The organism is Microcoleus sp. B4-C2 (assembly GCF_036705265.1).
In the GTDB taxonomy this organism is placed as follows: domain Bacteria; phylum Cyanobacteriota; class Cyanobacteriia; order Cyanobacteriales; family Microcoleaceae; genus Microcoleus.
Map to the genome: position 1 here is coordinate 1 of NZ_JAUBUB010000061.1, position 23,164 is coordinate 23,164.

Genomic DNA, 23,164 nt, shown 5'->3' on the forward strand with positions numbered 1-23,164 from the left:
TTTAAATCACCCTAACCTTCCTTCAGTCTTGTCTTATGGTACTCTGGCTGCTTAAAAACTGTCCGGAGTATTGATATTACTACATCAAGAAAATTATGACGTTATACCAAGTGCAAAATCAATGGGGTGGCTCATCTGCTCCTTGGAATGAAGGTGGTACATGGGTAATCGGTAGTCGTCCTAACCAAAACGTTGTCGCTATCAATGTTAAGTCTGTTGATGGCGGACAAACCCTCAACGGCACCATGACCTATGCTGGAGAAGGGCCGATTGGCTTTCGAGCTACCCGCTCTGGCAGTAATACTTACACAGTTGAGAACCAATGGGGAGGGGCTGCTGCACCTTGGAATCCAGGAGGCGATTGGGTGATCGGTTCCCGCACTAACCAGAATGTGGTCGAACTAAACCTAAAATCTGATGACGGTGGTAAAACTCTGACTGGCAGCATGACCTATGCTGGAGAAGGGCCGATTGGCTTTCGAGCTACCTTCTTTAGTAATATTTACACGGTTGAGAACCAATGGGGAGGGACTACCGCGCCTTGGAATCCAGGAGGTGAATGGGCGATCGGTGGTCGCACTAACCAGAACGTTGTCGCTATCAATGTTAAGTCTTTTGATGGCGGACAAACCCTCAACGGCACCATGACCTATGCTGGAGAAGGGCCGATTGGCTTTCGAGCTACCCGCTCTGACAGTAATACTTACACAGTTGAGAACCAATGGGGAGGGGCTACTGCACCTTGGAATCCAGGAGGCAAATGGGTGATCGGTTCCCGCGCTAACCAAAATGTGGTCGAACTAAACCTAAAATCTGATGACGGTGGTAAAACTCTGACTGGCAGCATGACTTATGCTGGAGAAGGGCCGATTGGGTTCAAGGGGCAACGAAAATCCTGAACCCCTTTGAATTTAAGCTTTTGGCTCGGTTTGCCTACAGAGATATTTCAGCTTATTGACACCAAAGCTTGACCTGACGGGACAACAACAATCGGTCAACCCCACACGCAGTAAAGGGTTGACCGATTGTTTTCAAAAAAAATAGGTTTCCTATTGCAATTGTCAGTTGGGCAAAAACTCTCGAATCGATCGATCCCAATCTAATTGACCGTCATCCACTAGCAAGCCGATAGTCATGGCGGTGAGGGCTTTGGTGCAAGAGGCAATGGGGAAAACGGTTTCCCGTGTGACGGGTAAATTCTCCTCTACATTTCTTAATCCGAAGCCTTCGCAGAGGATGGTTTGGTCATTTTGGATGATCGCGATCGCCACTCCTGACACCTGCCATTGTTTGAGTGTTTCTTCTACGAATGAACGGAATTCGCTCTGATGATTTTTTTGAGTTTTAGGATTTATTGGGTAGATAGATGCACCCACAAACCTATAAAAACAGAAGCCTTTCAAATTAAGAATTTACAAACTTTCCAAACCTTCCTTAACCTCCCCGCGAGCAGGATAAAACAAATGCTGACCCAGCGCATCTCGATAATTCTGCACAGCACCCGCCACATCCCCCAACCCCGACAACGCTCTACCACACCAGTAATGTGCAACACCGGGATTAAAACTCATCAATTCCAGAGCGCCAACGCACCCCTTCTCCAACCAACCCCGACACTTCTCCTCCTCACCCAAAACCCGATAACTCTCACCCAACCACACCGCCGCAGGTACAGATTGCAAGCAACCCCCCCCTTCTAACAACAACTGCCAACCTTGCTCCAACACATCCACCGCCTCCCGGTGTCGCCCCGCCAGCGCCAACACCCGCCCATGTCGGAACCAAGCATCAGCTAACTGCGGCTGTAGCTGCATTCCCCGCGCAGACAACGCACATCCACGCTCCATATCTTGAAAATGTTCCACCAGCACCCGTCCCGCCGTCGCCCACACACTCCAGCGCTCTGGAAACCGCTCCAACATCTCTTCCACCAAAGGTTTGAGCTCATCTCCTCTCCCCGCCACAGGTAAAATCTCGCACAGCGCCCGATAAATTTCCCCATCATTGGGATACAACCGATACGCCTTCAGCATCGCTTCCGCCCCAGTAATAGAATTCCCCGTGCGGAAGAGACATCGCCCATAGAAATACCAGCCACCAAGATTAAGCGGATGCTGTTCAACAAACTCCTGCAAAACAGCTACCCCTTTTTTCCACTCCCCGCGAAACAGGTGGTACTGCGCCAGCGAATCATGAACATAAGCAGCATTGGGAGCAATTCGCAGCATCGTTTGAATCATTTGCTTTGTCCGCTTACCTTCCTCACCCCCAACTAATCCCGTACCACAGCGACTATCCGCCAGCAGTTTGAGACTCCGCAAATCCTGGGGAAACACCTCCAGCACTCGCTGCAAACGTTGTTCCGCTTCCTGAAAGTTCCCCAACATCATCAACGCATCATAGCTGTGACTATTAGCTACAACGTCATTCGGATTCAGTTGCAAAACCCTATCAAAAGCTTGCAACGCTGCAATCGGAGCTTCTTTTTCCAAATAAATCAATCCCAGAGCCAGCCAGTGAGCCGTATTCTCTGGTTCTAGGAATGTTGCTTGTTCAAAAGACACCGCCGCCTGCTCAATACAACGGCGACACACTGCAATTAATCCATTAATATGATGTCCGACTGCTTCGTTGTCAGATAAACTTTTAGCCGTTTCATAAACTGCAATTGCTTCTGTCTCTTTCCCCATCAACTGCAAGATTTTTCCCAATAGCAATTTCACATCAATTAATTGAGGTTGCCGTTGTAGCACTTGGCGATATTCTTCCACTGCTTGCTGCCAGTTGCCCATTGCATATAGCAGTTCGGCTAATTCCCTTCGTTTCTTCCATCCCGTGGGATGCTGCTCCACGTATTTACTTAATGTTTTAAGCTTAATATCTTGCCTTGTGAGTTTCTCATCTAAAACTAGATAAGCATTCATTTCCACCCCGGTAGGCTGATTAAGCTGTACCAGGCAAGTAGCAGTGACTCTAGACATATTGGAGTAAACCTATTATAGTTAATGGCTTGTAAATGCACCCCAATATCGGCAACACTTTCCTTTTAAGGTATGTTGTTGCGCTTTAGCGCTCTTATCTGAGTTTTCATAAGAGCGCTAAAGCGCAACAACGTACCAAACTCGCCCCTACAATCAGACTTGAAAAGCTCTGTATTCTGTAAGATTTCGGAATTATCTCCAACTCAAAAGGCTGGATGAGCTATATCTCGTATGTAACAGTGAATCAAGATAAGTAGTTGTTACCCTATAATCAATTGGCTGTTGCACATACTCTTCTACCCTCAACTTTTCGCAGCCAGATGTCGCCGGCTCATCCGACTTCGGTTCCTCGACTTCTGCCGTATCCAAACCTAAACGATAATTGTGCAACTGCTTTTGCAGAATCTCTCGTGCCAGTTGGATGCGTTTCCGCACATTATTTTCAGAAAGAGCCAATTTTTTGGCAATATCTCGGTAAGGCATCTCCTCATACCACCGCAAAATGGAAGGGTCTCGCAGTTTGGCAGGTAGACTATTAATAGCACGGCGTATGTGTTGGCTCGTTTCCTGACGGAGCATGGCAGCTTCGGGTGATTCGCTGCTACCACCAATTCCCTCATCTTCGGAAATATTTTCAATGTTCTCGACACCCTTTGCACCTTTCTTGCGTTCTCGATGTATATCCATGCAGATGTTATGGGTTAGTCGAGCCAGCCAAGCTTTAGGATAAGTAATTGTGCCAGCGAAAGAAGGCATTTTTTCCCAGGCTTTTTGCCTTGCTCGACTCAGTGCTTCTTCTGCCTCTACCCGATCGCCTCCCATCCATGTTTGACAGCAACGGTAGAGATAATCTTGATGCCATATCCATAACTGCCAGAATGCTCTTTTGTCGCCTTGAGACAGGCATTTTAATAGGAGTTGCTCGTCTAACTTTGTCTCACTTGTGGCTTTTTGAGCGATCAGGGAACGAAATCGGTGGAGAGTTACATTCGTTGTTACATTCTCTGTCAAGCTTTCTTTATCTAGCATCAAGTTGTTCCTTCACTAGGAGAGCATTGGCTGAACAAGCTTACAGTCCAGTCTGCCTCTTCTCCTCGCTGTAAACAATCGCAGTTTTCGCAGTTAAGATCCGAAGTTAAGGATTTTTCCTCCTCAAATTCCCACCCCATACCACCCGTAGGGGTGTAAAAGTTGGAAAATTTAGTGGCTACCCTTCTATGGCGGGACAATAAACTTCTTTGGAGAAAGGGGTCTATAACCAAAATGTCCCGTTTTAGGTGGGTAGCCAATTTAGCAACCTCATGAGCCAAACTTGCTCAAATTCGGAAAAATTTCTTACAATTAGGGAAAATACTCTATTATTTCTGTGGTTTAGCTTAACTAACGGCTCTTAAGCTATTTATTTACTTAAGTTCCCGGCTAATACCGTAGGATGGCCAACGATTTTGGGTGCAAAGGAGAGGAATGGAAAGCTGTTCCTAGATTTTTTCAATTTAAAAGTTAAATGTACGCTAGCTTAAGTTGAATAACCCCATGTATCAGCCTAAATACAGACGCAGGCGCGGTGTAATCCTTACCCCTCAAGGATCGAACAAACTTCAGAAAGCGAAATCAGAGGCGGAATTTAAAGAAAACAGTGGCTACCGATACACTCTTGAAAAGTTGAGCGATCGCACAGGCTTAGCTGTAGATACCTTGCTCCGGGTCAATAATGGCTCTACTACCGTTGATAAGCAAACCCTCAAGCGCTATTTCAGGGCTTTTAATCTAATTCTGGATCCCTCTGATTATTCTTGGCCAGAAACTCAGATTAAAGAAGTTGAACCCGATCGTGTAGATGTAAAGCCAGAATTACCGGGGGGTCAAGTACCTCTCGATTCGGCGTTTTATGTAGAACGCCCTCCCATTGAATCTCGCACCTGCGAAGCGATTTTGCAACCTGGTGCCTTAATTCGCATCAAAGCTCCCCAACTAATGGGTAAAACTTCCTTGATGGCAAGAATCCTGGAACGGGGGAGAAAACAGGGCTATCAAACAGTGGTGTTGAATCTCAAGCTGGCTGATGAAAAAGTATTCACCAATCTGGATCGATTCTTGCAATGGTTTTGTGCTTGCGTGAGCCGGAGCTTGAAGCTACCGAACAAACTAGCAGACTATTGGGATGAGATGTTTGGTAGCAACTATAACACCACCGATTATTTTGAGAATTATTTATTAGCTCAAATCGATTCACCGCTGGTACTCGCCTTAGATGATGTCGATCGCCTTTTCACTCACCCCGAAATTGCCTCTGACTTTTTTAGTCTGCTGCGAGCTTGGTACGAAAAAGGAAAGTATGGCGATCGCAATAGTAATATCTGGCAGAAACTTCGGTTAGTAGTAGTACACTCGACAGAAGTTTCTATTCCCCTCAATATCAATCAATCCCCATTTAATCTAGGGCTGTCAGTTGAAATACCTGATTTTACCAGCGCTCAAGTGCAAGATTTAGCACTTCGGCATGGATTGAATTTGCCAATACAGGATTTAGAGAAACTAATACATTTTGTGGGTGGAAATCCCCATTTAATCCGATTGGCTTTATATCATATTTGGGCGCAGGATATCTCGCAGGAACAAATGTGGCAAATAGCACAAGTGTGGAAAATTGTCACAAAACTTTATATTATTCCCTATATTCCTCCTCTACACCCTAATCTTATCCGGTAAAAATCCGCTTCTAGAAATCGAACCGGATACCTGTTTCTACATCCAGAATTAAGCTTTAGTCAGAAGCACCAATTTTGACTTAGAAACAGACCCGCCGCCGGATTTTGGTGTAGAGTCTGACTACACAAATTATTATCTAAATAAGTTCACAATCTATTCTCCCCTTGGCGTTCCCGAACTTTGGAGATAGCGCGGGCAAACCTTATAACTATATCAGCTTGTAGAGGGAAAATACGATCGTGCTGCTCAAAGTTTAGCTTTTCCATTTTTGGCGATCGCAGAAGTACCCGGATTTATTGAACAAAGCAGGGCGATCGGACAAATAGCAGCCGTCAGTTGGTTTCCGACAATAATTAGAGAAAATTTGCCACATAGCGAGGAATAAAAGATGCACAATAGATACGCATCAACTCTATATTTAGCGTGTATATGGCGCACATTTTCGCTATAAATAGCGCCTCACACTCTAGAAAAGATATATCATCATTATTTCTTTCTCATCCTTCTCTGGGAACCTCTTTTAGGCAGTCGCTTAATTTCTGTTTCGCCTCCTTGAAATTCTACTTCTTCTCTAATTTCTACAGTGACACTTTTAACATCGCTTTCGGTCATTTGTTGCTTTTCCTCAATTCCCTCATAATCCGGTAGATTTTCTATTAACTGCACGTCCAACCCAGAAGCTTCAACCGACAATTCTTCGATTTTTTTACTAATTTCAGTTTCTTCAAGCTCCTGCTCAATTTCCGCCGCCACTAAGTCTTCCTCGAAAGCAGGAAAATCATCAAGTTCTTGACTAATTGCAGTTTCTCTGATTTCCTTGTCTACTAGCTGCATGGATAACTGCTGCTTTTCCCTTGACAATTCCTCAACCTTAGTCACAAGCATTCTAATCTGTTCGTTGAGAACGCGAATTTCTCGGTTTTGCTGCTGAATCATTTCTTCGGCATCAGCAAGAGTGCGATTTCTCTCTAATATAACCTCATTTTTAGTCTCTAATTCCAAAGCGCTCATAGCCGCTTTAATTACATTATAAAAATGCGGCTTAGATACATCAACTTGTTTAGCATTATGACGACTTTTTCCCAAAAGTCCAATCTTTTGTCCTTGCTTAACAGCCAAAACAAAACCTTGATGATTTTTTATTTTTAATTCTTTGACAAAATCCACTTGAACTAAACTGCAAATATATTTGTGACAGTCAAAATAAAATTCTGCTTTCATTAAAAAGCACCCCTTCCTGCTACAGTCCCGCAGAATTATAGCACGAACAGAGTTTTTGCGGAAAATAAAAAGAAATAAATAATCGATCGCCCATTTGGGTCAAAACTAAATTTCATCATCAACAACATCTTCCGGCAACTCTACCACACCCGCAATCAACTTCCAGCAAGGGTCATCTCCCTCCCAATCATCGGGCCGCCAAGGCATACTCAAACTCACTGTTACCAAACAAGCTTTTTGCGGTTGATACCCCAATTCTAACTTTCTAATAAACACCGGATCTGTAATTGTTGCAGTCAATCTTTGACCATGCTGCGTGACAATAGATCCTTCCCATTTATTACCACCTTCAAATCTTTGACTTAGCTTTTTTACCGTAAATCTTACTGCTTTGACTAATTGCAAAGTTAGGCGATCGCACCTTGGCAAAGACTGCATATATGCCACCGTAACATATCGCAAATCGTTGTGCAAAATATATTCTTGACTCTGGCAATATTTCAGCAAATATGCTGGCGGAACTTTCCCTACTTGCCGCCATTTTCCCGGTAAAACAGAAAGATTTTCACACTCAAAGCCAAAGTCCGGCCCCGTCTTGGCCAGAGGAATTTCTAGAACATCTAACAACGCGGGTTCAAGTCTATTTATCTGCCGCATTTCTTTAGGAATTTGGCCCTCTGGTAAGTCGGAAACAGGACGCACCCACTTACCTTGAAGTTCATTAATTCCGGCGATGCACCTGTCGCCGCGTTTCCAGGAATTAGCGAGACAAATTATCCGAGTCATTCGATTTTAGATTTTAGATTTTAGATTTTAGATTTTAGATTCATCCCACCATTATCTAATCTTTTCACTAAATCAAAGATGATTAATTGTGACATTTTTCCACTTCTCGCTGAGATATTCAGCAACTAAGCGGCGGTGACAATTATGAGGTTTTGGTTCGCTACAAAGCAGACACCCGCAGTCTAAAATATCCGATGAAACCTTGTGTTCAATTTGTCGATCGCCCATCAACTCCAAAAACTTCTGTTCATAAACATCCCAATCTCCCTTTTTCTTTTTATAATCATCCAAAATATCTTGAGTTGGCGCTAAATCCAGAATGTGAACGTACTCAATATTGCCAATGGTTCGCAAAAAATACTCTAAATCTTTCCGCTTAGCAAAACCCGCCAACTGCGATACATTATTCAGCCGCGTATCTATCACCCTGCGGACTCCCGCTTTCATCAAAGTATCAAAAAACTGCTCGGCACTTTTTTGAGTAAAACCAATTGTAAATAAATTAATTGCTTTCTTTTGTGACATAAGCGATTTCCAATCCGTGACGATAATAAGCTGTTTCTAAATCTACTATTTCCTCTTTAACTTGAGGCTCTAATTCAAACAAGCTTAGCTGAATTGGCTCATTATTTTTTTTGCCTTTGTTAAACTTGCTCAAAAGTCTTTCTTCTAAATGCTGGTGCGATTCTAAATTGCCATCGGAAAGAATGTGATTAATTTGTAAATTAAAGACTTTAAGTTTTTGGCAAACTAAAATAGTCCGGTGACAAGTAATCGGGTCTTTTTCCGCACACATTAAACTGATTTTATAATTGGCTGCGCCTTTGAGCAAGCGCTGAATTCCTTCGGAAAATAGAGGAGTTGCTGCTATGCGATCGTATAAAGCTTTACCGCTAGTATCGTAACAGCTTAAATCCTCTGGTCTCGCGCCCAACTCTTTGCCTAAAAAAACATATTGAATGCCAACACTTGACAGAGAAACTTTAATTTCGGATTTATTAAAATGAGGTAAATAACGGCTAAAAGGATGCGATCGCACGTCCGCAACCGCCGTAATTCCGTGTTGTTGCAGCAGCAAAACAAACGCTTCAATACTCAGATTGGAGTGCCCGATCGTAAATAATTCCATTGCTTCGATCTTACTATTCAGTCTTTGCCTTGCGGATGAAAGTTTGTGTAGCCAAATTCTGGCAACTGGTAGACTTCAACCTGTGGTTTTTTTCAGCAACTTTTGAATCACAAGTTGCACAGCCAGCAGCATCAAACCCAAAGATGCAAAAGCAAAAACACCCGCACCCAAAGCCACAATCCCCATAACTAAAGTTCTCACAGCCGCGCCAATATTAATCGCAGTCACATTGTCAGAATGAATCGGGGAATTTGCAAAAGTTTGGACGATCGACAAAGTTAGCGCGTACAAAGCCGCCGCAAACCCGCCCGCGATTAGCGAACCCATCACGCACCGCAAAATTGTCGGCGGCGTGGAAGATGCAGAGGTTGCATCTCCAGCCGAACTAAGAGGTTTAGAAGTAGAATTTGGATTAGTTAAATCAGTCATGGCGATTTTAGATTTTAGATTTTAGATTTTAGATTTCTGGTTAATTCACCAAAACTAAAATCGGTGTTGCATGACATATTATCAGTTCTTCGATCTCAATAGACTCTGCGAAAAGTTAGATTAATCTTTACCCTCGCCTGTTAGACAGGTTTAACGGGCGATGGCGATCGCACCCTCTTCGAGTTACACCCTCGAAATCGGCGGTTTCGTCTCGTTTCCCTCCGAAAAAATCTGAATTCCAGTATTGCTAAACTGTGCTACCCAAAAATCCAAATCTGGAGAAGCGATCGCACTTTTAACCCGTTCCAAAACCTGCTGAGCCTGCTCTGAAGACTCTGCCAGCGCAAACACCGTCGGCCCGGAACCCGACATCATCGTTCCCAAAGCCCCCGCCGACTCAAAAGCCTGCCGCAACTGCAACACCTGCGGGTACACAGGTAAAGCAACTTTTTCTAAATCGTTGTGTAGCAATTGACCAATTTTCGATCGATCTTTTTGGGCGATCGCCCCCACCATCGGGCCCGAATGCAGCCGTTGCCGACGGCACACCAAATCTTCCGCTGCACAATAGGAACTACTGAACTGCTGGCGATAAGTTTGATACGACCATGCCGTAGAAATACTGAGGTTGCGGTACTTTGCCAAAACCACAAAAAAGCCACCCAAATCAGGCAGTGGCGACAGTTGATCTCCGCGACCAGTTGCCAAAGCCGTACCTCCCGCAATGCAAAAAGGCACATCCGAACCCAAAGTTCCCCCCAACTCTTGCAACTCCGACTGAGTAAGTCCCAATTGCCACAGCAAATCCATCCCGACTAAAACCGCCGCCGCATTGGCCGAACCGCCGGCAAGCCCCGCCGCCACTGGAATCTGCTTGTGAATGGCAATCTCGACTCCGCCGTATTTCGCCAAAGCATCGGGGAATTGCTTCGCCAACAAATCGGCCGCCCGGTAGGCCAGGTTATTCTTATCAGGAGGGACTTGTGGGTGATCGCAACGCACGCGAATCGTGTCCGTACCGATCGCGCGTAAGTCAATTCGATCGGCTAAATCTATGCTTTGAAGTACCATCGCCAGTTCGTGATATCCGTCGGGGCGATCGCCTATGATTTCCAGATACAGATTGATTTTTGCTGAAGCTAGCAGAGAATATGAACGCATAGGTGATTAAGCCGCAGGTGAAAGAAACCCCTGGTTGAAATTAATTGACACCAGTCAGAGTCCATTTTCTCACAACTCAAAGGAAATATTATGCAGGAAATGTGGAAAACTTTTTTTACTTCCGGGCCATTTATTCCTCACGGCCACTGCTATCTCTGGCATACCCCGTTAGTCTGGCTTCACCTTACCTCAGATTCAATCATTGCACTCGCGTATTTTTCGATTCCAATTACATTGGTTTATTTTATTTCCAAACGCGAAGATTTGCCATTTAATTGGATCTTTGCCCTGTTTGGAGCCTTTATCGTCGCCTGTGGCATCACTCACATATTTGAACTCTGGACACTTTGGCATCCTACCTATTGGCTTTCAGGAACAATGAAAGCAATTACTGCCCTTATTTCCTTTGCTACAGCCATACTTTTGGTAGACTTAATCCCTCAAGCCCTAGCACTTCCCAGTCCCGCACAGTTAGAATCTGCCAACCGACTCCTAGAAGCTGAAATTCTCGATCGCCAATTAGCCGAAGCTGCACTAAAAATAGCTAAAGAAGAATTAGAAATTCGAGTTGAGGAACGCACCGCAGAGTTAAAGACTCAAGCTCAACATTTAGCCTTGGCAAACCGACTCCTAGCATCGGAAATTATCGAGCGCCAATTAGCCGAAGCTGCACTAAAAATAGCTAAAGAAGAATTAGAAATTCGAGTTGAAGAACGCACCGCAGAGTTAAAGACTCAAACTCAACAACTCGAACAAGCCTTGTCTGAATTGAAGCAGGCTCAATCAAAGCTAATTCATAGCGAAAAAATGTCATCTTTGGGGCAATTGGTCGCTGGGGTTGCTCATGAAATCAACAATCCGATTAACTTTATTTACGCGAATGTTACTCACGCTCGCGAGTATGCCGATAGTTTGCTAGAATTGGTGAATATCTATCAAGAACAGTATCCGAATCCCTTACCCACACTTAAAGAAAAACTCCAGTCTGTAGATTTAGATTTTATTATCTATGATCTACCAAAAATATTAATTTCTATGAAAAACGGGGCCGAGCGCATTCTCGGTATTGTCAAGTCGCTGCGAGTTTTTTCGCGCCATGACGAAGCAGAAATGAAAGTAGCCGATGTTCACGAAGGAATTGACAGCACACTGATGATTTTGCAAAGCAGATTGAATGCTAAGCCCGGTTTGGCGAATATTCAAGTTATCAAACAATATGGCAATTTACCCCGAATCGAGTGCTACCCCGGACAGCTAAATCAAGTGTTTATGAATATCCTGGCTAATGCTATTGATGCTTTAGAAGATGACAGCCACAGCGAGTCGATTGCAGCCAATGAAGCTGATAGCCGCCTCATCAAAATTTCTACCCAACTTTCAGACAGTGAAGTGGTAGAAATCCGAATTAGCAACAACGGGCCAGAAATAATCGAATCGGTGAAAAACCAGTTATTCAATCCATTTTTTACCACTAAACCAGTAGGCAAAGGCACGGGATTAGGATTATCTATTGGCTATCAAATTATCACAGTAAGACATCAAGGCGAATTGCAGTGTATTTCTGCACCGGGGAAAGGTGCAGAATTTATTATTAAAATTCCGATTAGCCTGCAATAAACCTTTCAGAAATCCCAGAAAACCTAAATTCAACTGTTAGTAGTCACAGGTAAAAGTCTTGACAAAAAAAAACACCCATATCTCCGAATTATTTAATAATTCGGGTATCTAACACAATCCTGAACTTCAAACCTCGCACATAAGATTATTACTCAAATTTACCCATTGATCCACGCTTAAATCTTCAGCGCGAGATTGAGGATTTATCTGTAACTCTTCTAGCAATTGAACGAGTTTATCTAAGTCCACAGCCCCTTTCAAATTATTTCGCAGCATCTTGCGCTTGCTACCAAATCCCAACTTAACTAAATTCTCCAAATAGCGCGGATTAACCGCCGGAGTTTCTATCTGTCTGGGAAGCAGCCGCACCACGGCAGAATCGACTTTTGGCGGCGGAAAAAAGTCTTTAGACGGCACATCGCAAATTAACTCGCATTCTGCTAAATACTGCACCCGCACCGACAGCGCGCCAAAAGCTGTCGAACCCGGTTTAGCGTAAAGCCTTTGGGCCACTTCTTTCTGCACTAACAGCACGATCGCATCGAAGGGTTTAGCAGCAGGAACAGAGATTGTTCCCAGCAGTTTTTGCAGAATCGGGCCGGTAATATTATAAGGGATATTGGCAACAACTTTATTGGGATTTTGGAATTTGGGAAAGGCTGTTAGTTCAGCCTCTAAGTCCATTTCCAGGATGTCGCCTTGCAGCAATAAAAAATTGTCGGTTTTGCCGAGTTGTTTGGCTAGCTTGAGACACAAATCTCGATCGATCTCCACAGCAACAACAGACTCAGCCGCAGGTAGCAAGCGTCGAGTCAAAATCCCCGTGCCCGGCCCAATTTCCAGGACGCGATCGCCATCCAAAGAAGCCGCTTTCACAATCTTATCTAAGGCTTTCTCGCTTTTGAGCCAATGTTGAGCAAACTGTTTCCGGGGTCTGGTCGATCGCATTTTTTGAATTTTTGGAGAAATCTTAGCCTGTCATTCTATCACAGGTCTATATCTTTTCCTAACCTACGGTCATGTTTATTTTTGTTAACAGGGGTTGAATTAACCAAAAAACTTGGGCACTATAATAAGGACAAACGATAAAAAATAAATTTATTTCTTCCCAATTACCAACAGCACAACACGTAAGTCACGCATACACGGATAGCTGTTTTTCCAAATAACCAATAACAAATAACCAATAACAAATAACCAACAACCAATTACCACTTCCCCAAAAATGAAATTCCAACGAGTATTTGGTACATTACCCAAAACCACAGCCAGCGCCCCCGGCAGAGTAAACCTGCTGGGCGAACACACAGACTACAACGATGGATTTGTACTTCCAACAGCGATTCCCCAGCGCACCACAGTACAAATCGGCTTCAGCAGCGACGATCGCCACCATTTTTATTCAGCAGAATATGACGAACTGATAAATTATTCAGACGACGATACCATACCGCAAAAATTTGTCACTTATATCTGTGGCTGCCTCAGACTTTTAGAAAAAGAAGGATACAAAATACCGCCAATAAATCTCTACATTACCTCGACTGTGCCGATCGGAGCCGGTTTGTCCAGCAGCGCCGCTTTAGAAATAGCAACCCTCAGAGGAGTGCGCGCCCTGCTGAACCTCCCCATAGACGACGTGCGCCTAGCTCAAATCGGACAGCTAGCCGAAATCCGATATGCCGGCTTGAACTGTGGGATCATGGATCAAATGGCGTCGAGTTTAGCAGACACCAACACCATGCTATTAATCGACACCCGCAGCCTCGAATGCCGCCCGATACCTTTTCCCGCAAACACAGAAATTTTAATAATTGACAGTGGCGAAAGCCACCAACTAGCAGCCGGAAGCGGCTACAACCAGCGGCGCGCCGAGTGTGAGGAATCCGCCCGGATATTGGGAGTTAAAGCTCTTAGGGATATAACCGATCCCCAAGCTGTCGAAGTATTACCGGAACCTCTCAGAAGACGAGCGCGCCACGTCGTTACCGAAAACAACCGCGTGCTAGAAGCAGTAAAATCTTTGTCAGCCAAACGTTTTGGCGAGTTAATGAATGCTTCCCACGCCAGTCAGCGCGACGACTACGAAGTTTCGGTGCCGGCAGTAGACACGCTGGCGGCCATCTTGCAGTCAATCCCCGGAGTCTTCGGCGCAAGGCTGACGGGCGGAGGTTTTGGCGGTGCTTGCGTAGCCTTGGTGGAGAGTGGGAAAGCGGGTGTTATTGCATCCGAGGCGATCGATCGCTACCAGCGCGCAGGTTATAGCGGCCGCGTTTTGGTTCCCGAAATTACAGTTAATTCTTAACTCCAGAACTATCTCCCGACAGGGAAGGCCACCGCACAGTCACGATTACCGAATCCTCCTCGGCAGACCAATAATGAGGCACTCCCGGCAGCCAGAGAGCATAATCTCCTTCGCGAGAAAGCAAGATTTCTTGCTCTGGAAATTGCAGGCGAAACCGGCCTTTTACCAGGATAGAAAGCGTCGTGGCTGCCGCATTTACCGCCCACTGAGTCCTACAATCTCCGGCGGGGTGAGTGCCCCATTTTACCTCTAATACAGAAGTCGATCGCGGGTCATCTTCCGGCGTCATAAAGTGACCCGCAAACCAACCGCCCCGACTTGCACCTTCAGCGCCCGCATTTCCGAAAATCACTTGAGATGACATCAGCTAATCCGGTAAACAACAAATAGCTTGAGAGCACAAACTCTACGTTTTGTACTCAAGGAAATCCCGCTCGATCGCTCGTGTCGTAGGGACACTCCAAGAGTCCAGAGGTGTCAACTTAACGTACAACCGATAGTCCCACAGTCCGACAGGGGTTGAAACCCCTGCCTCAAAGCTAAAGTCGTCTGAAGACGACTAATGAGTTTTTCAGTCCTCTTTGAGAGGACTTTAGCTATGAGACAGGGAATTCATTCCCTGGCTGCCTCAAAGCTAAAGTCGTCTGAAGACGACTAATGAGTTTTTCAGTCCTCTTTGAGAGGACTTTAGCTATGAGACAGGGAATTCATTCCCTGGCGGACTAACGGGTGGGCGGGAGGACTGGTGGACAAAAAGCTTAAGTTGAACACCTATGGGCTTGTCCTAAGTCCCTACAGTCGCCGTGTTCCTACAAGGGCTTACCACCAAAAGTGCGATACTTACTTGCGGCCCGAAGGTTGACCTTCCGTAGTCGCTATTTCCCCAGCTTCCATCAACTGCTTAAAGCGACGTAAATCATCTGCAATTTGCTGTTCGGGAGCTTCGCCAAATAGTTTAGCAGCACCAGCACCAATTGCACCGCCCGGAGGGTTGTATTCGATGACAACTTTTACCTCAGTACCGCGTCCCGCTGGTGCCGGTTGAAAGCGCACAAAACCCGAATTGTCAACATCAGCCCCTTCCACAGACGCCCAAGCAATTAAGCGATTTTCTTCTTCGCGGACAATCTCTGCATCCCATTCCACACTATTGCCCATTGGCGCGCTAGCAATCCAGTGAGAACGTGTTTCATCTATTACCGTAACGTGTTTGAGATGCTTCATAAACCGAGGCAAATTTTCAAAATTGCGCCATAAATGGTACAATTCATGAGCCGGTTTGTCGATCGTCACCGTCTTTTCAACTTTAATGCTTTGATTCGGATCTGCGGCCGACTGCAAACCCTCCACAACCCCCAGACCGCGCGCCGCTAAACCACCACCCGCAACCGCCAGCAAAGCACCTCTCAAAGAACGCTGCGACAAACCAAAAAGCACCAGCGCCCCGCCACCAATTAAAGATGCCCAGCGTTCGGTATCGCCGCTGCTACTTTGGTTTTGTTTGTCGGAATTTGTCATTGAACTAGATTCCATTGGTTTAAACCTCGTGAATTAATAGCGAAAAATAGCAGCTAAAGATGCATCCTCCGGCACTTTTTCCGGCGGCATCGCGTAAACTGTTGCGCCGTTGAGAATAGTTTGAATTGCTGCGGCATTCAACAAATCTTCGTCGCCCAATTCTGCATCTGGGTGGACTTGCACCGCGTTTGTATCGGGAATAAAACTACCCCACTGCTGAACGCCAAGAGCCACAAATAGTCGATCGCCCCGTCCAAAATAAGCAGCCGAAACAGCTTGTTTCAAATCAGCAGAAATTTTATCGCTGCTTCTGATCGGACTGGCTCTAGCAATTCCCCAGCTTCTTTTTTGTCAAATCCGTACTCTACTATTTTGTGTTCAGCCTCTCTGATTAAATTTTTGAACCGAATCGGATTTTGTTGAATTTCTGTTGAGCGAGCGACTGGCATATAAATTGATACGCACAATCCCGGAGATTGTTGTACCAGTGCTTTGAGTTCCTCTGCAGATATTAAGTTCACCGCTGAAACTCTTTTTCTAATAAGGGGTTGTGTAATGAAAACAACAGATTCTTTAAAATGTATCTTTCCTGGCGCGGCTCTTGCGTCTACCTAAAGTAATGATCGCCTGCTGTAGAGCATTTCATCTCCGAACTAAAACGGGGGTTTCAGCCGCTGTTCCAATCGAAGCCCCTAATCCTTACGCCTCCAAGCAAATAGACGCTTTCGGCCTGCAACTCCAAAACCTTGCCTGTCTCGATTTGCCCGACAAGACACGATCGCACTTCTCTTTTCGGCTTTGCATAATTTTGGGATGAATCTTATGGGGTGGGCTGAAGAGCCCGCCAAAAAAATAAGGGTTTTCAGCTTTGATAAAATTAAAAATCTTCCCGCTAATATGCAACGCCAATTTTTAGAAGTAGCTAAACCTTAAGCTGTTGGGCATTTAAAAGACGATAGTAGGGTGCGTCAGTACAAAAGAAAAGTGTTTCCCTTGTGCAGTAAGTGTTATAACTGACGCAGTATACAAACCTCGTTAGTGGTTTAAATGCGTAACAGCTTAGCGATGAATTTGATCTCGATAAGCTGCGGAGGCAAAGCAAAGCGCGGAGTCACAAGGATGGTGCTAACAACGTCATTGAGAGCATTAGGGGCATTAGGATAGCCTGCGTGTGGCGTACACAAAGATTTTAATTTCGCTGAAAATGTCGATCGACACTTATGAGGTCACTCTATGGAGCCAAATGATACATCGGCCCGCTACGACCGAATTGCCCAATGGTGGCAAACTGAGCATCAAGATTCAACCTACGGGATTGCCCAATTAGAACGGGCGATCGAATTTACTTCTAAGCAGCACGCAGCACTTGATGTCGGGTGTGGAAGTAGCGGACGTTTTATTAACAGTTTATCCAAGCATGGATTTCAGCCTGAAGGACTTGATATTTCTAGCGAAATGATCAATTTAGCCCAGCAGCTACATCCAGAAATCACGTTTTACCGGGAAGACATTTGTGATTGGCTGCCGCCGAAACTTTACAGCCTGATTGCAGCGTGGGATAGCACGTTTCATCTACCAATCAACAAGCAAGCGCCTGTGATACAAAAGCTATCCGATGCGCTTGAGCCCAATGGAGTGATCCTGTTCACTTGTGGCGGCGGACATACAAGCAGCGAGGTTTCGGGAGCATTTCAAGGTCAAGACTTTGATTACAGCACTTTGGGTGTAGATACTTTCCTGCAAATTCTGGTTGAGCATCATTGCACCTGCCGCCATCTCGAATATGACCAGTATCCTCAAAATCATGTTTATATCATTGCCCAAAAGACCTAATTTATCATTCGCACGATTAAAGTGTGGGATGTCGCAACTGGTGGCTGTATTAGGACGTTGATGGGCGATCGCTCCTGGTTTTTAGTCCAAATTGGTGATGAACTAATACAGTTAAGTTAAGGCTAAAAATTAAAATTCGCCTAGGTTGGGTTGAGGAACGAAACCCAACCTAGACAATTTTATTTCGTTGTTAGGCATTGCGACTATAGAATTACAAACGCTTCTGGCTTACCTGTAAGGAAGTTGATAGTAAGGGCAAACAGCATCTACTTGTATTTCAGAATAGATCATTACTTCTCCCTCCCAAGTCATATACTGAGAACCAGGAACCTCCAAAATCAAATCTGTATTCCCGTTATGACGGTGGAACTTAATATCTGGTGTTTTCTTAGAAAACTCATTCTCAAAGAATAGAGGTGGCAGCTTACTGACGCGTTCTGCAATTGACTCTATATCATATTGGGATGCGGTATCATTAAAAGCGACATGGCGAGGCAATTTTATTTCGTGAAAGTGACGAACCGTTCTGGCAATTGCAGCCCTCAAATGATCACCAACTCGGTAGAGATTTGCAAAGTGATAACGTAGGTCACGATTTAAAGAAATAGCGGTTATACCATCGAGATGAATTTCACAATCAGGGCCTATACGCCCATTAGGTTGCATCCCCTCTAGAAAATACCCAACAATACGAGCATTTTTAGGAAAAATTTGAATACCTTTATCTACCGTACGTGCAACTATGCCACGTCCCCTTGAGTACATCATTATGGGACGCAATTGACCACCATTGTGTTTAATCTTATTAACAATAGGAGCAAATGAGTCTCTGTATCCCTTGATTTCGTTATGAAAATCTTTATACCCAGGGTGTTTGACCTTATCCAACCAACTCTCTACAAATATTTCATTGACATTGCTATTATAGGGGTGAATAACTTTAAGAATACGGTAGCAATCATCAATGTGAGATTGTAAGGCGTGTAGTAATTCTTTTTGTAAATCTGGCAGCTTCTTTAAAGGATAATCTAAATCTCCATTAGCATTAAACAAAGCTGTAGAAATCTGATCGATTTCATCCAGAACAGCATTGAAAGACTGCATTACTTTCTGTATTGAGCGACTGTAGATTGAGAACGGATGCCGTTGGGTGTGATCGTTATGATAGGTAAAGCTTTCATCGAGAAGTTTTAGACAATTAAATGCTTTAGGGTGTAAGTTGCCATCTCTATGTGTTTTACGTTCGAGCTTCATAGGATCATAAGTGAGTCAAATTTGTATTATAAGTGTAACACACAGAGGGTGAATTAAGGACTGCTAAACCCAAAGCCTGCCTCAATCCACACAATTACTTGCTTGCGGCAATAACTACGGTAGGGGGCGTTGACGAATTTGATCGCGCTCCACCACCGTAAACCGTTCCTCAAATTGCAATCCTTCGGTCTGTAATAAATTTAACAATATTGATGCTGGTTCTTCCGGCGTGTGAGGACGAAACCGCAAATAAATGACACCTCTTGGCGATCACAGCCGCAAACGATAAATGAGTTCGCCGTAATCGCGATCGAAGGTCAAAATCACCCGTTGCTCATCCGCCGCACGAGCCAAAACCTCGGCATCCTCAATACCTGGAGAATCCTCGGTAACAGAAGCGACTTTCAGATCCGCTTGTCGTAGAATTCGTAAACTCTGTAGTGGAAAGTTTTCATTTGCCAGAAACCGCATTAACTTGCCTCAGCAAACAGTAAAGGCGTGTAAAATACGTCTTCTTTGAGGCACTCCGCCGCGAAAGCAAACACAGCTTGTAGAGATTCAGCATTAAGCGTTGGGTAGTTTTCTAGAATTTGTTGCTGCGTCCAACCTTCTGAAAATAGCCCTAGAACGAACTCCACTGATATTCGTGTCCCCTTAATTACAGGCTTGCCAAGGAGAATTTTAGGATTTGAGTGAATGTGTGCTTTCCAGTTCATAACCAGTGCGCCTCTATAGGGTTTTCATCTATTATGAGCATAGTTAAGATTTTAAAATTAACTGTCACTGTCTTTAAAGGTTCATCAAGGATAGTGTAAGTCATGTCGATTTATTTGCCCGTTGTGCCATATATCGATCAAAAGTTGTGTAATCTCCAGCTTTGTAATCAGCACGGGCCGCTTCAATTTCGGCAATGTCTTCTGGAGAATCGTCCTCATTCGGGAATAATTCAGCTTCCCAAAATTCCCATATCTTGTATCTTTCAGCAATTCCCAGTGACGAAATAGCTTCCAGCAGTGATTGAAATGAGATGTCTACTTTCACAGTATTCTCAGCCATCAGAACTTTCCTCCACTTTAAATTTTACAATATACCAAGAGCCCCAAATTCTCTAAGAATTCGGGGCTCTAAAAGCAGACTACATCACAACTGCACTAATCAAAGTTTGCACATTTTGTACAACAGCAGTAGTCAAATTATGAGTCACAGGCAAACTGTCAACGACTATTCCCGCACACAATAGCATCAGGTACAGAATAGAGTATTTAAAGAGCGATCGCGCAACAATCTTATCCTCTGGAGTCTGCAACAGCAACCAAGCTTTTTGGGCAAAAATAGCACCCAGGAAAATAGCTGTTCCCGCATACACCGCGCCCGCTAAATGCAGGGGATAAACTAGCAGCAAAGTTGCAGGAATCATCAATAGCGTGTAAATCCAAATTTGGCGGGCTGTCTCTTCGTCGCCCTCAATTACGGGTAACATCGGCACGCCTACTTCCTTGTATTCGTCGCGAATCATCATTGCTAATGCCCAAAAATGCGGCGGTGTCCACAGGAATATAATCCCAAACAGCAGCCACGCACCCCAACTCAAATCTCCCGTAACCGCAGCCCACCCAACAAGCGGGGGAATCGCCCCGGCTGCACCGCCGATGACGATGTTTTGCACGCTGTGACGCTTCAGCCAGTGGGTGTAAATTAGGACATAGAAAAGGATGCCTGACATTGCTAGCAATGCCGCTAATAAGTTGGCAACAACTGTGAGCAATGTAAAGGATATTGTAGCTAGGGCGATCGCAAATATCAAAGCATCCCGCTTCTTGACACGCCCGGAAGGAATCGGCCGCCATCGGGTGCGCTCCATAATATAATCGATGTCACTGTCGTAGACACAATTAATCGTATTCGCCGACGCAGAAGCTAAAGCGCCTCCAGTAATAGTTGATACCAGTAATAGCGGATCTACTTCTCCTTTGGCCGCCATCCACATTCCTGCTGATGTCGTGATTAGCAGCAGTAAAATAATTCTGGGTTTTGTTAGTTGATAGTAACTTTTCACGACTTGCGAAAAGTTTTCGTGGAGACGGGGGCTATTGTTTGTAAGAACTTCTTGCATCGGTTATTAGTTGTTAGTTTTCAGTTGTCAGTTAGTTGTCATTGGTTCGTAGGGGCGGGTTTTACGAGAGATATCTGCAGTAGCTAAAAGGATTAATAAACCCGCCCCCACCGACGAGAGATAAATCAGCCCTCTCTTACTCAAGGAATAGATAAATCTGCGTTTTAGAGAGTGTCCGGTTGATTGGTGCTTGTATGGGCGGGGCGGGTTTATTAAACTGTTGGCTTTTATCGAGAATCATGGTGAACCCGCCCCTACAAGACCTTGGATTATAATAATAACGATGCTACCGGACATGATATTACTCTCAAGCTGATAAAACTCGATCGCGCCAAGCTAAAACACTAAAAGCTATCAGGGTTCCCAGCAAAGCAGCACCGACTGCTTGGTGGGCGACTGTCAGCGGTTCTACCTGAAGGTGCAGCCGGAAAGTTGCTAATCCCAGAACTAATTGAGCAAGGAGGCAAACACTCGCCCAGTTAGCCAGTTTTCGCAAGTTTGGACTCAGTGCAGGCTGCCGCCAAGCCATGACTGCTACGGCTAAAGTCGCTGCTGTAGCTGGTACGATACCGGCGATGTGGCTGTTCATTACCGAGCACAATTCTGAGGAGTCCAAACATTGGTGCAGTGCCCATCTAGAGCCTACTAATGCTCCTAGCAAACTTTGCAGGTAAACTAATAATGCTGCGATCGAACTTACCCAAGCCAATTTGCCGACATTTCCTGTAGCTTCGTAGGGAGTCAGCATGAAACCGATGACTAGCAGGGCGCCAAAAAATAGTAAAGCTGTTCCCAAGTGAGCGGTAACGATGTCAAATCTCAGCAGTTGTGTTACTGTCAAGCCGCCCAATACGCCTTGAAAAACGATTAAAAATAGTGCTCCGGCGCTCGCAATTGGCAGCCATTTTGGCAGGCTGCTGCGGTAAAACAAAGATAGTCCTAAAAGTGCGATCGCGCTCAAGCCAATCGCTGCTGCGTCCAACCGGTGAAACCATTCCAGAAATACCTGCAAATTCATTTGCGCTGCAGGTATTAATTGACCGTAGCACAGCGGCCAGTCGGGGCAAGCGAGCCCCGCATTCATGACTCGCGTGGCGCTGCCTACTGCCATTAACAGCCAGGTTGCGATCGCAATTTTCCACACTAAGCCGCGGATAATATCTTTTGGCTGCCACTGCACTCCTGCTGCTTTTGGCTGATTTAAAACTGAGTTTGCCATGAACTTTACCTTAGCCTTTGTTATCGATCGAACTTAATGAAATAGCGAGCTTTTACTTTTGCTGAGCTTAGCTGAGCTTAACACTCTTTTTCGGTGACAAACCGTCATATATACTACCTTAGCGACATCGCAATCCAATTAGTTTGTCTTTAGATATTTTTCAACTTTCCTCTTTACATTACAAAGTATTGCAGCTATTTTTATAAATTTCAACAAACTTTAATTATTTTACCCAACCCTTTGCTGTTACAGCCTCCCTCCCACTGCCACTCGCGGAGAAAAATAAAGATATCATTAAGAAAAGCTTTTTTTGAAAGGTTTATGATATATACCCAACTTTAACGTAAAAATTTGTAACTAAATACAGGAATGAAGAGTTACCCCCTAGGTGTTATTCAAGGTAGTTCTCAGGTTTACTCACCTTAGATTGTATAATTCAGTTCCAACACTCAGCGTTTTATCTAATCCACCAGTTATCATTTCTTGCCTGCTTAACTAAATTGGGAATGGAGGAAGTGGCGCTCTTGCAGGGTAGGGTTCACTAATCTTTGAATCGGTAACTTATAAAAATTCCTGCACTTTTCTGGTGGAACCACCTTGAAGGCATTCAGACTAAACAGTGCGATCGCTATTTTTACTAGGCCAATGTTACTGAATTATATCATGTCCGGGCGATCGCATATAATAAGGGAGTAGTGACTACTGGATTTTAGGCTTGCATGGTGCCTCAGCTCCGAAAGCATCAATTGATAGATAAAATTACCCTATCTGACGCACCATACATCAATTCGGGATCGCCAAGTTAAAATCACTTTTTCTCCTCGATCAAGGTTTTTTACTTGCTCCTAATAACTAATGACAATGACTAAGGACTTCGTTATTTCAAAAA

At 44.6% G+C, this 23,164-nt stretch carries 26 protein-coding genes; 5 read left to right on the top strand and 21 right to left on the bottom strand.

The features are described 5' to 3' along the window. Positions 1-95 precede the first annotated feature (95 nt). Complete coding sequence (locus QUB20_RS17935) at positions 96-899, top strand: lectin OAA family protein (RefSeq protein ID WP_333247778.1); 804 nt, start codon at positions 96-98, stop codon at positions 897-899. Between the two features lie 162 nt (positions 900-1,061). Here QUB20_RS17935 and QUB20_RS17940 read toward each other — a convergent pair whose 3' ends face one another. The 3 genes from QUB20_RS17940 to QUB20_RS17950 all read right to left on the bottom strand — a co-directional run bounded on the left by QUB20_RS17940 (position 1,062) and on the right by QUB20_RS17950 (position 4,010). Further along, entirely contained in the window at positions 1,062-1,376 is a 315-nt protein-coding gene (locus tag QUB20_RS17940) for a serine hydrolase domain-containing protein (RefSeq protein WP_333247780.1), read from the bottom strand. Positions 1,377-1,412: 36 nt separating this feature from the next. Then, on the bottom strand, positions 1,413-2,981 hold the full coding sequence (locus tag QUB20_RS17945) for a tetratricopeptide repeat protein (RefSeq protein ID WP_333247782.1): 1,569 nt from the start codon (positions 2,979-2,981) through the stop codon (positions 1,413-1,415). Positions 2,982-3,173: 192 nt separating this feature from the next. Continuing rightward, positions 3,174-4,010: a sigma-70 family RNA polymerase sigma factor gene (locus QUB20_RS17950; RefSeq protein WP_333247784.1), complete on the bottom strand. Its 837-nt coding sequence runs from the start codon at positions 4,008-4,010 to the stop codon at positions 3,174-3,176. A gap of 504 nt (positions 4,011-4,514) precedes the next feature. Here QUB20_RS17950 and QUB20_RS17955 point away from each other — a divergent pair. Beyond that, positions 4,515-5,690 (top strand): AAA-like domain-containing protein, encoded by a 1,176-nt coding sequence (locus QUB20_RS17955; protein WP_333247786.1) that lies wholly within the window; start codon positions 4,515-4,517, stop codon positions 5,688-5,690. Positions 5,691-6,176: 486 nt separating this feature from the next. Here QUB20_RS17955 and QUB20_RS17960 read toward each other — a convergent pair whose 3' ends face one another. The 6 genes from QUB20_RS17960 to ispE all read right to left on the bottom strand — a co-directional run bounded on the left by QUB20_RS17960 (position 6,177) and on the right by ispE (position 10,416). Then, positions 6,177-6,911 carry a hypothetical protein gene (locus QUB20_RS17960; RefSeq protein WP_333247788.1) on the bottom strand — a complete coding sequence of 245 codons (735 nt, stop codon included), beginning with the start codon at positions 6,909-6,911 and terminating at the stop codon, positions 6,177-6,179. Between the two features lie 105 nt (positions 6,912-7,016). After that, on the bottom strand, positions 7,017-7,697 hold the full coding sequence (locus tag QUB20_RS17965; RefSeq protein WP_333247790.1) for a dual OB domain-containing protein: 681 nt from the start codon (positions 7,695-7,697) through the stop codon (positions 7,017-7,019). A gap of 72 nt (positions 7,698-7,769) precedes the next feature. Next, positions 7,770-8,222, bottom strand: coding sequence for a DUF488 domain-containing protein (locus tag QUB20_RS17970; RefSeq protein WP_333108398.1), 453 nt, complete (start codon positions 8,220-8,222; stop codon positions 7,770-7,772). Then, positions 8,200-8,826, bottom strand: a complete 627-nt coding sequence (locus QUB20_RS17975) for a DUF488 domain-containing protein (RefSeq protein ID WP_333247792.1) — start codon at positions 8,824-8,826, stop codon at positions 8,200-8,202. Before QUB20_RS17975 ends, QUB20_RS17970 begins: the two co-directional genes overlap by 23 nt. A gap of 75 nt (positions 8,827-8,901) precedes the next feature. Further along, positions 8,902-9,255, bottom strand: a complete 354-nt coding sequence (locus QUB20_RS17980) for a DUF3082 domain-containing protein (RefSeq protein ID WP_333247794.1) — start codon at positions 9,253-9,255, stop codon at positions 8,902-8,904. Positions 9,256-9,438: 183 nt separating this feature from the next. After that, positions 9,439-10,416, bottom strand: a complete 978-nt coding sequence (ispE, locus tag QUB20_RS17985) for a 4-(cytidine 5'-diphospho)-2-C-methyl-D-erythritol kinase (protein ID WP_333247796.1) — start codon at positions 10,414-10,416, stop codon at positions 9,439-9,441. A 90-nt stretch (positions 10,417-10,506) separates the two neighbouring features. Between ispE and QUB20_RS17990 the strand changes: the two genes are divergently transcribed. Further along, a complete protein-coding gene (locus QUB20_RS17990; protein ID WP_333291538.1) occupies positions 10,507-12,033 on the top strand; it encodes an ATP-binding protein in 1,527 nt (508 codons plus the stop codon). Between the two features lie 126 nt (positions 12,034-12,159). Here the strand turns inward: QUB20_RS17990 and rsmA are convergent, their stop codons facing one another. Continuing rightward, complete coding sequence (gene rsmA / locus QUB20_RS17995) at positions 12,160-12,981, bottom strand: 16S rRNA (adenine(1518)-N(6)/adenine(1519)-N(6))-dimethyltransferase RsmA (protein WP_333247800.1); 822 nt, start codon at positions 12,979-12,981, stop codon at positions 12,160-12,162. A 277-nt stretch (positions 12,982-13,258) separates the two neighbouring features. Between rsmA and galK the strand changes: the two genes are divergently transcribed. Further along, positions 13,259-14,338: a galactokinase gene (galK, locus tag QUB20_RS18000; RefSeq protein WP_333247802.1), complete on the top strand. Its 1,080-nt coding sequence runs from the start codon at positions 13,259-13,261 to the stop codon at positions 14,336-14,338. Here the strand turns inward: galK and QUB20_RS18005 are convergent. The 4 genes from QUB20_RS18005 to QUB20_RS18020 all read right to left on the bottom strand — a co-directional run bounded on the left by QUB20_RS18005 (position 14,328) and on the right by QUB20_RS18020 (position 16,377). Next, on the bottom strand, positions 14,328-14,702 hold the full coding sequence (locus QUB20_RS18005) for a signal peptidase I (RefSeq protein ID WP_333247804.1): 375 nt from the start codon (positions 14,700-14,702) through the stop codon (positions 14,328-14,330). The two genes, galK and QUB20_RS18005, sit on opposite strands and share 11 nt — an antisense overlap. A 476-nt stretch (positions 14,703-15,178) precedes the next feature. After that, a complete protein-coding gene (locus QUB20_RS18010) occupies positions 15,179-15,871 on the bottom strand; it encodes an SRPBCC family protein (RefSeq protein WP_333291540.1) in 693 nt (230 codons plus the stop codon). A gap of 18 nt (positions 15,872-15,889) precedes the next feature. Continuing rightward, positions 15,890-16,141 (bottom strand): hypothetical protein, encoded by a 252-nt coding sequence (locus QUB20_RS18015; protein ID WP_333247808.1) that lies wholly within the window; start codon positions 16,139-16,141, stop codon positions 15,890-15,892. Beyond that, a complete protein-coding gene (locus tag QUB20_RS18020) occupies positions 16,138-16,377 on the bottom strand; it encodes a hypothetical protein (RefSeq protein ID WP_333247810.1) in 240 nt (79 codons plus the stop codon). The genes QUB20_RS18015 and QUB20_RS18020 overlap by 4 nt, the downstream gene beginning before the upstream one ends. Before the next feature lie 712 nt (positions 16,378-17,089). On the opposite strand from QUB20_RS18020, the gene QUB20_RS18025 reads away from it, so the two are divergent. After that, a complete protein-coding gene (locus QUB20_RS18025; RefSeq protein WP_333247812.1) occupies positions 17,090-17,689 on the top strand; it encodes a class I SAM-dependent methyltransferase in 600 nt (199 codons plus the stop codon). 228 nt (positions 17,690-17,917) lie between these two features. On the opposite strand, the gene QUB20_RS18030 is transcribed toward QUB20_RS18025, so the two are convergent. From QUB20_RS18030 to QUB20_RS18060, 7 genes are all read right to left on the bottom strand, one after another. Continuing rightward, on the bottom strand, positions 17,918-18,943 hold the full coding sequence (locus tag QUB20_RS18030) for a hypothetical protein (protein ID WP_333247814.1): 1,026 nt from the start codon (positions 18,941-18,943) through the stop codon (positions 17,918-17,920). 114 nt (positions 18,944-19,057) lie between these two features. Continuing rightward, positions 19,058-19,192: a hypothetical protein gene (locus tag QUB20_RS18035; RefSeq protein ID WP_333291542.1), complete on the bottom strand. Its 135-nt coding sequence runs from the start codon at positions 19,190-19,192 to the stop codon at positions 19,058-19,060. Positions 19,193-19,213: 21 nt separating this feature from the next. Then, a complete protein-coding gene (locus QUB20_RS18040) occupies positions 19,214-19,414 on the bottom strand; it encodes a DUF5615 family PIN-like protein (protein ID WP_333247816.1) in 201 nt (66 codons plus the stop codon). After that, entirely contained in the window at positions 19,414-19,659 is a 246-nt protein-coding gene (locus QUB20_RS18045; protein WP_333154900.1) for a DUF433 domain-containing protein, read from the bottom strand. Before QUB20_RS18045 ends, QUB20_RS18040 begins: the two co-directional genes overlap by 1 nt. 100 nt (positions 19,660-19,759) lie before the next feature. Continuing rightward, entirely contained in the window at positions 19,760-19,999 is a 240-nt protein-coding gene (locus QUB20_RS18050; RefSeq protein WP_333247819.1) for a hypothetical protein, read from the bottom strand. A 79-nt stretch (positions 20,000-20,078) separates the two neighbouring features. Then, positions 20,079-21,056, bottom strand: coding sequence for a heme o synthase (locus QUB20_RS18055; RefSeq protein WP_333247821.1), 978 nt, complete (start codon positions 21,054-21,056; stop codon positions 20,079-20,081). A 307-nt stretch (positions 21,057-21,363) separates the two neighbouring features. Then, a complete protein-coding gene (locus QUB20_RS18060; RefSeq protein WP_333247822.1) occupies positions 21,364-22,275 on the bottom strand; it encodes a heme A synthase in 912 nt (303 codons plus the stop codon). Between the last annotated feature and the right edge of the window lie 889 nt (positions 22,276-23,164).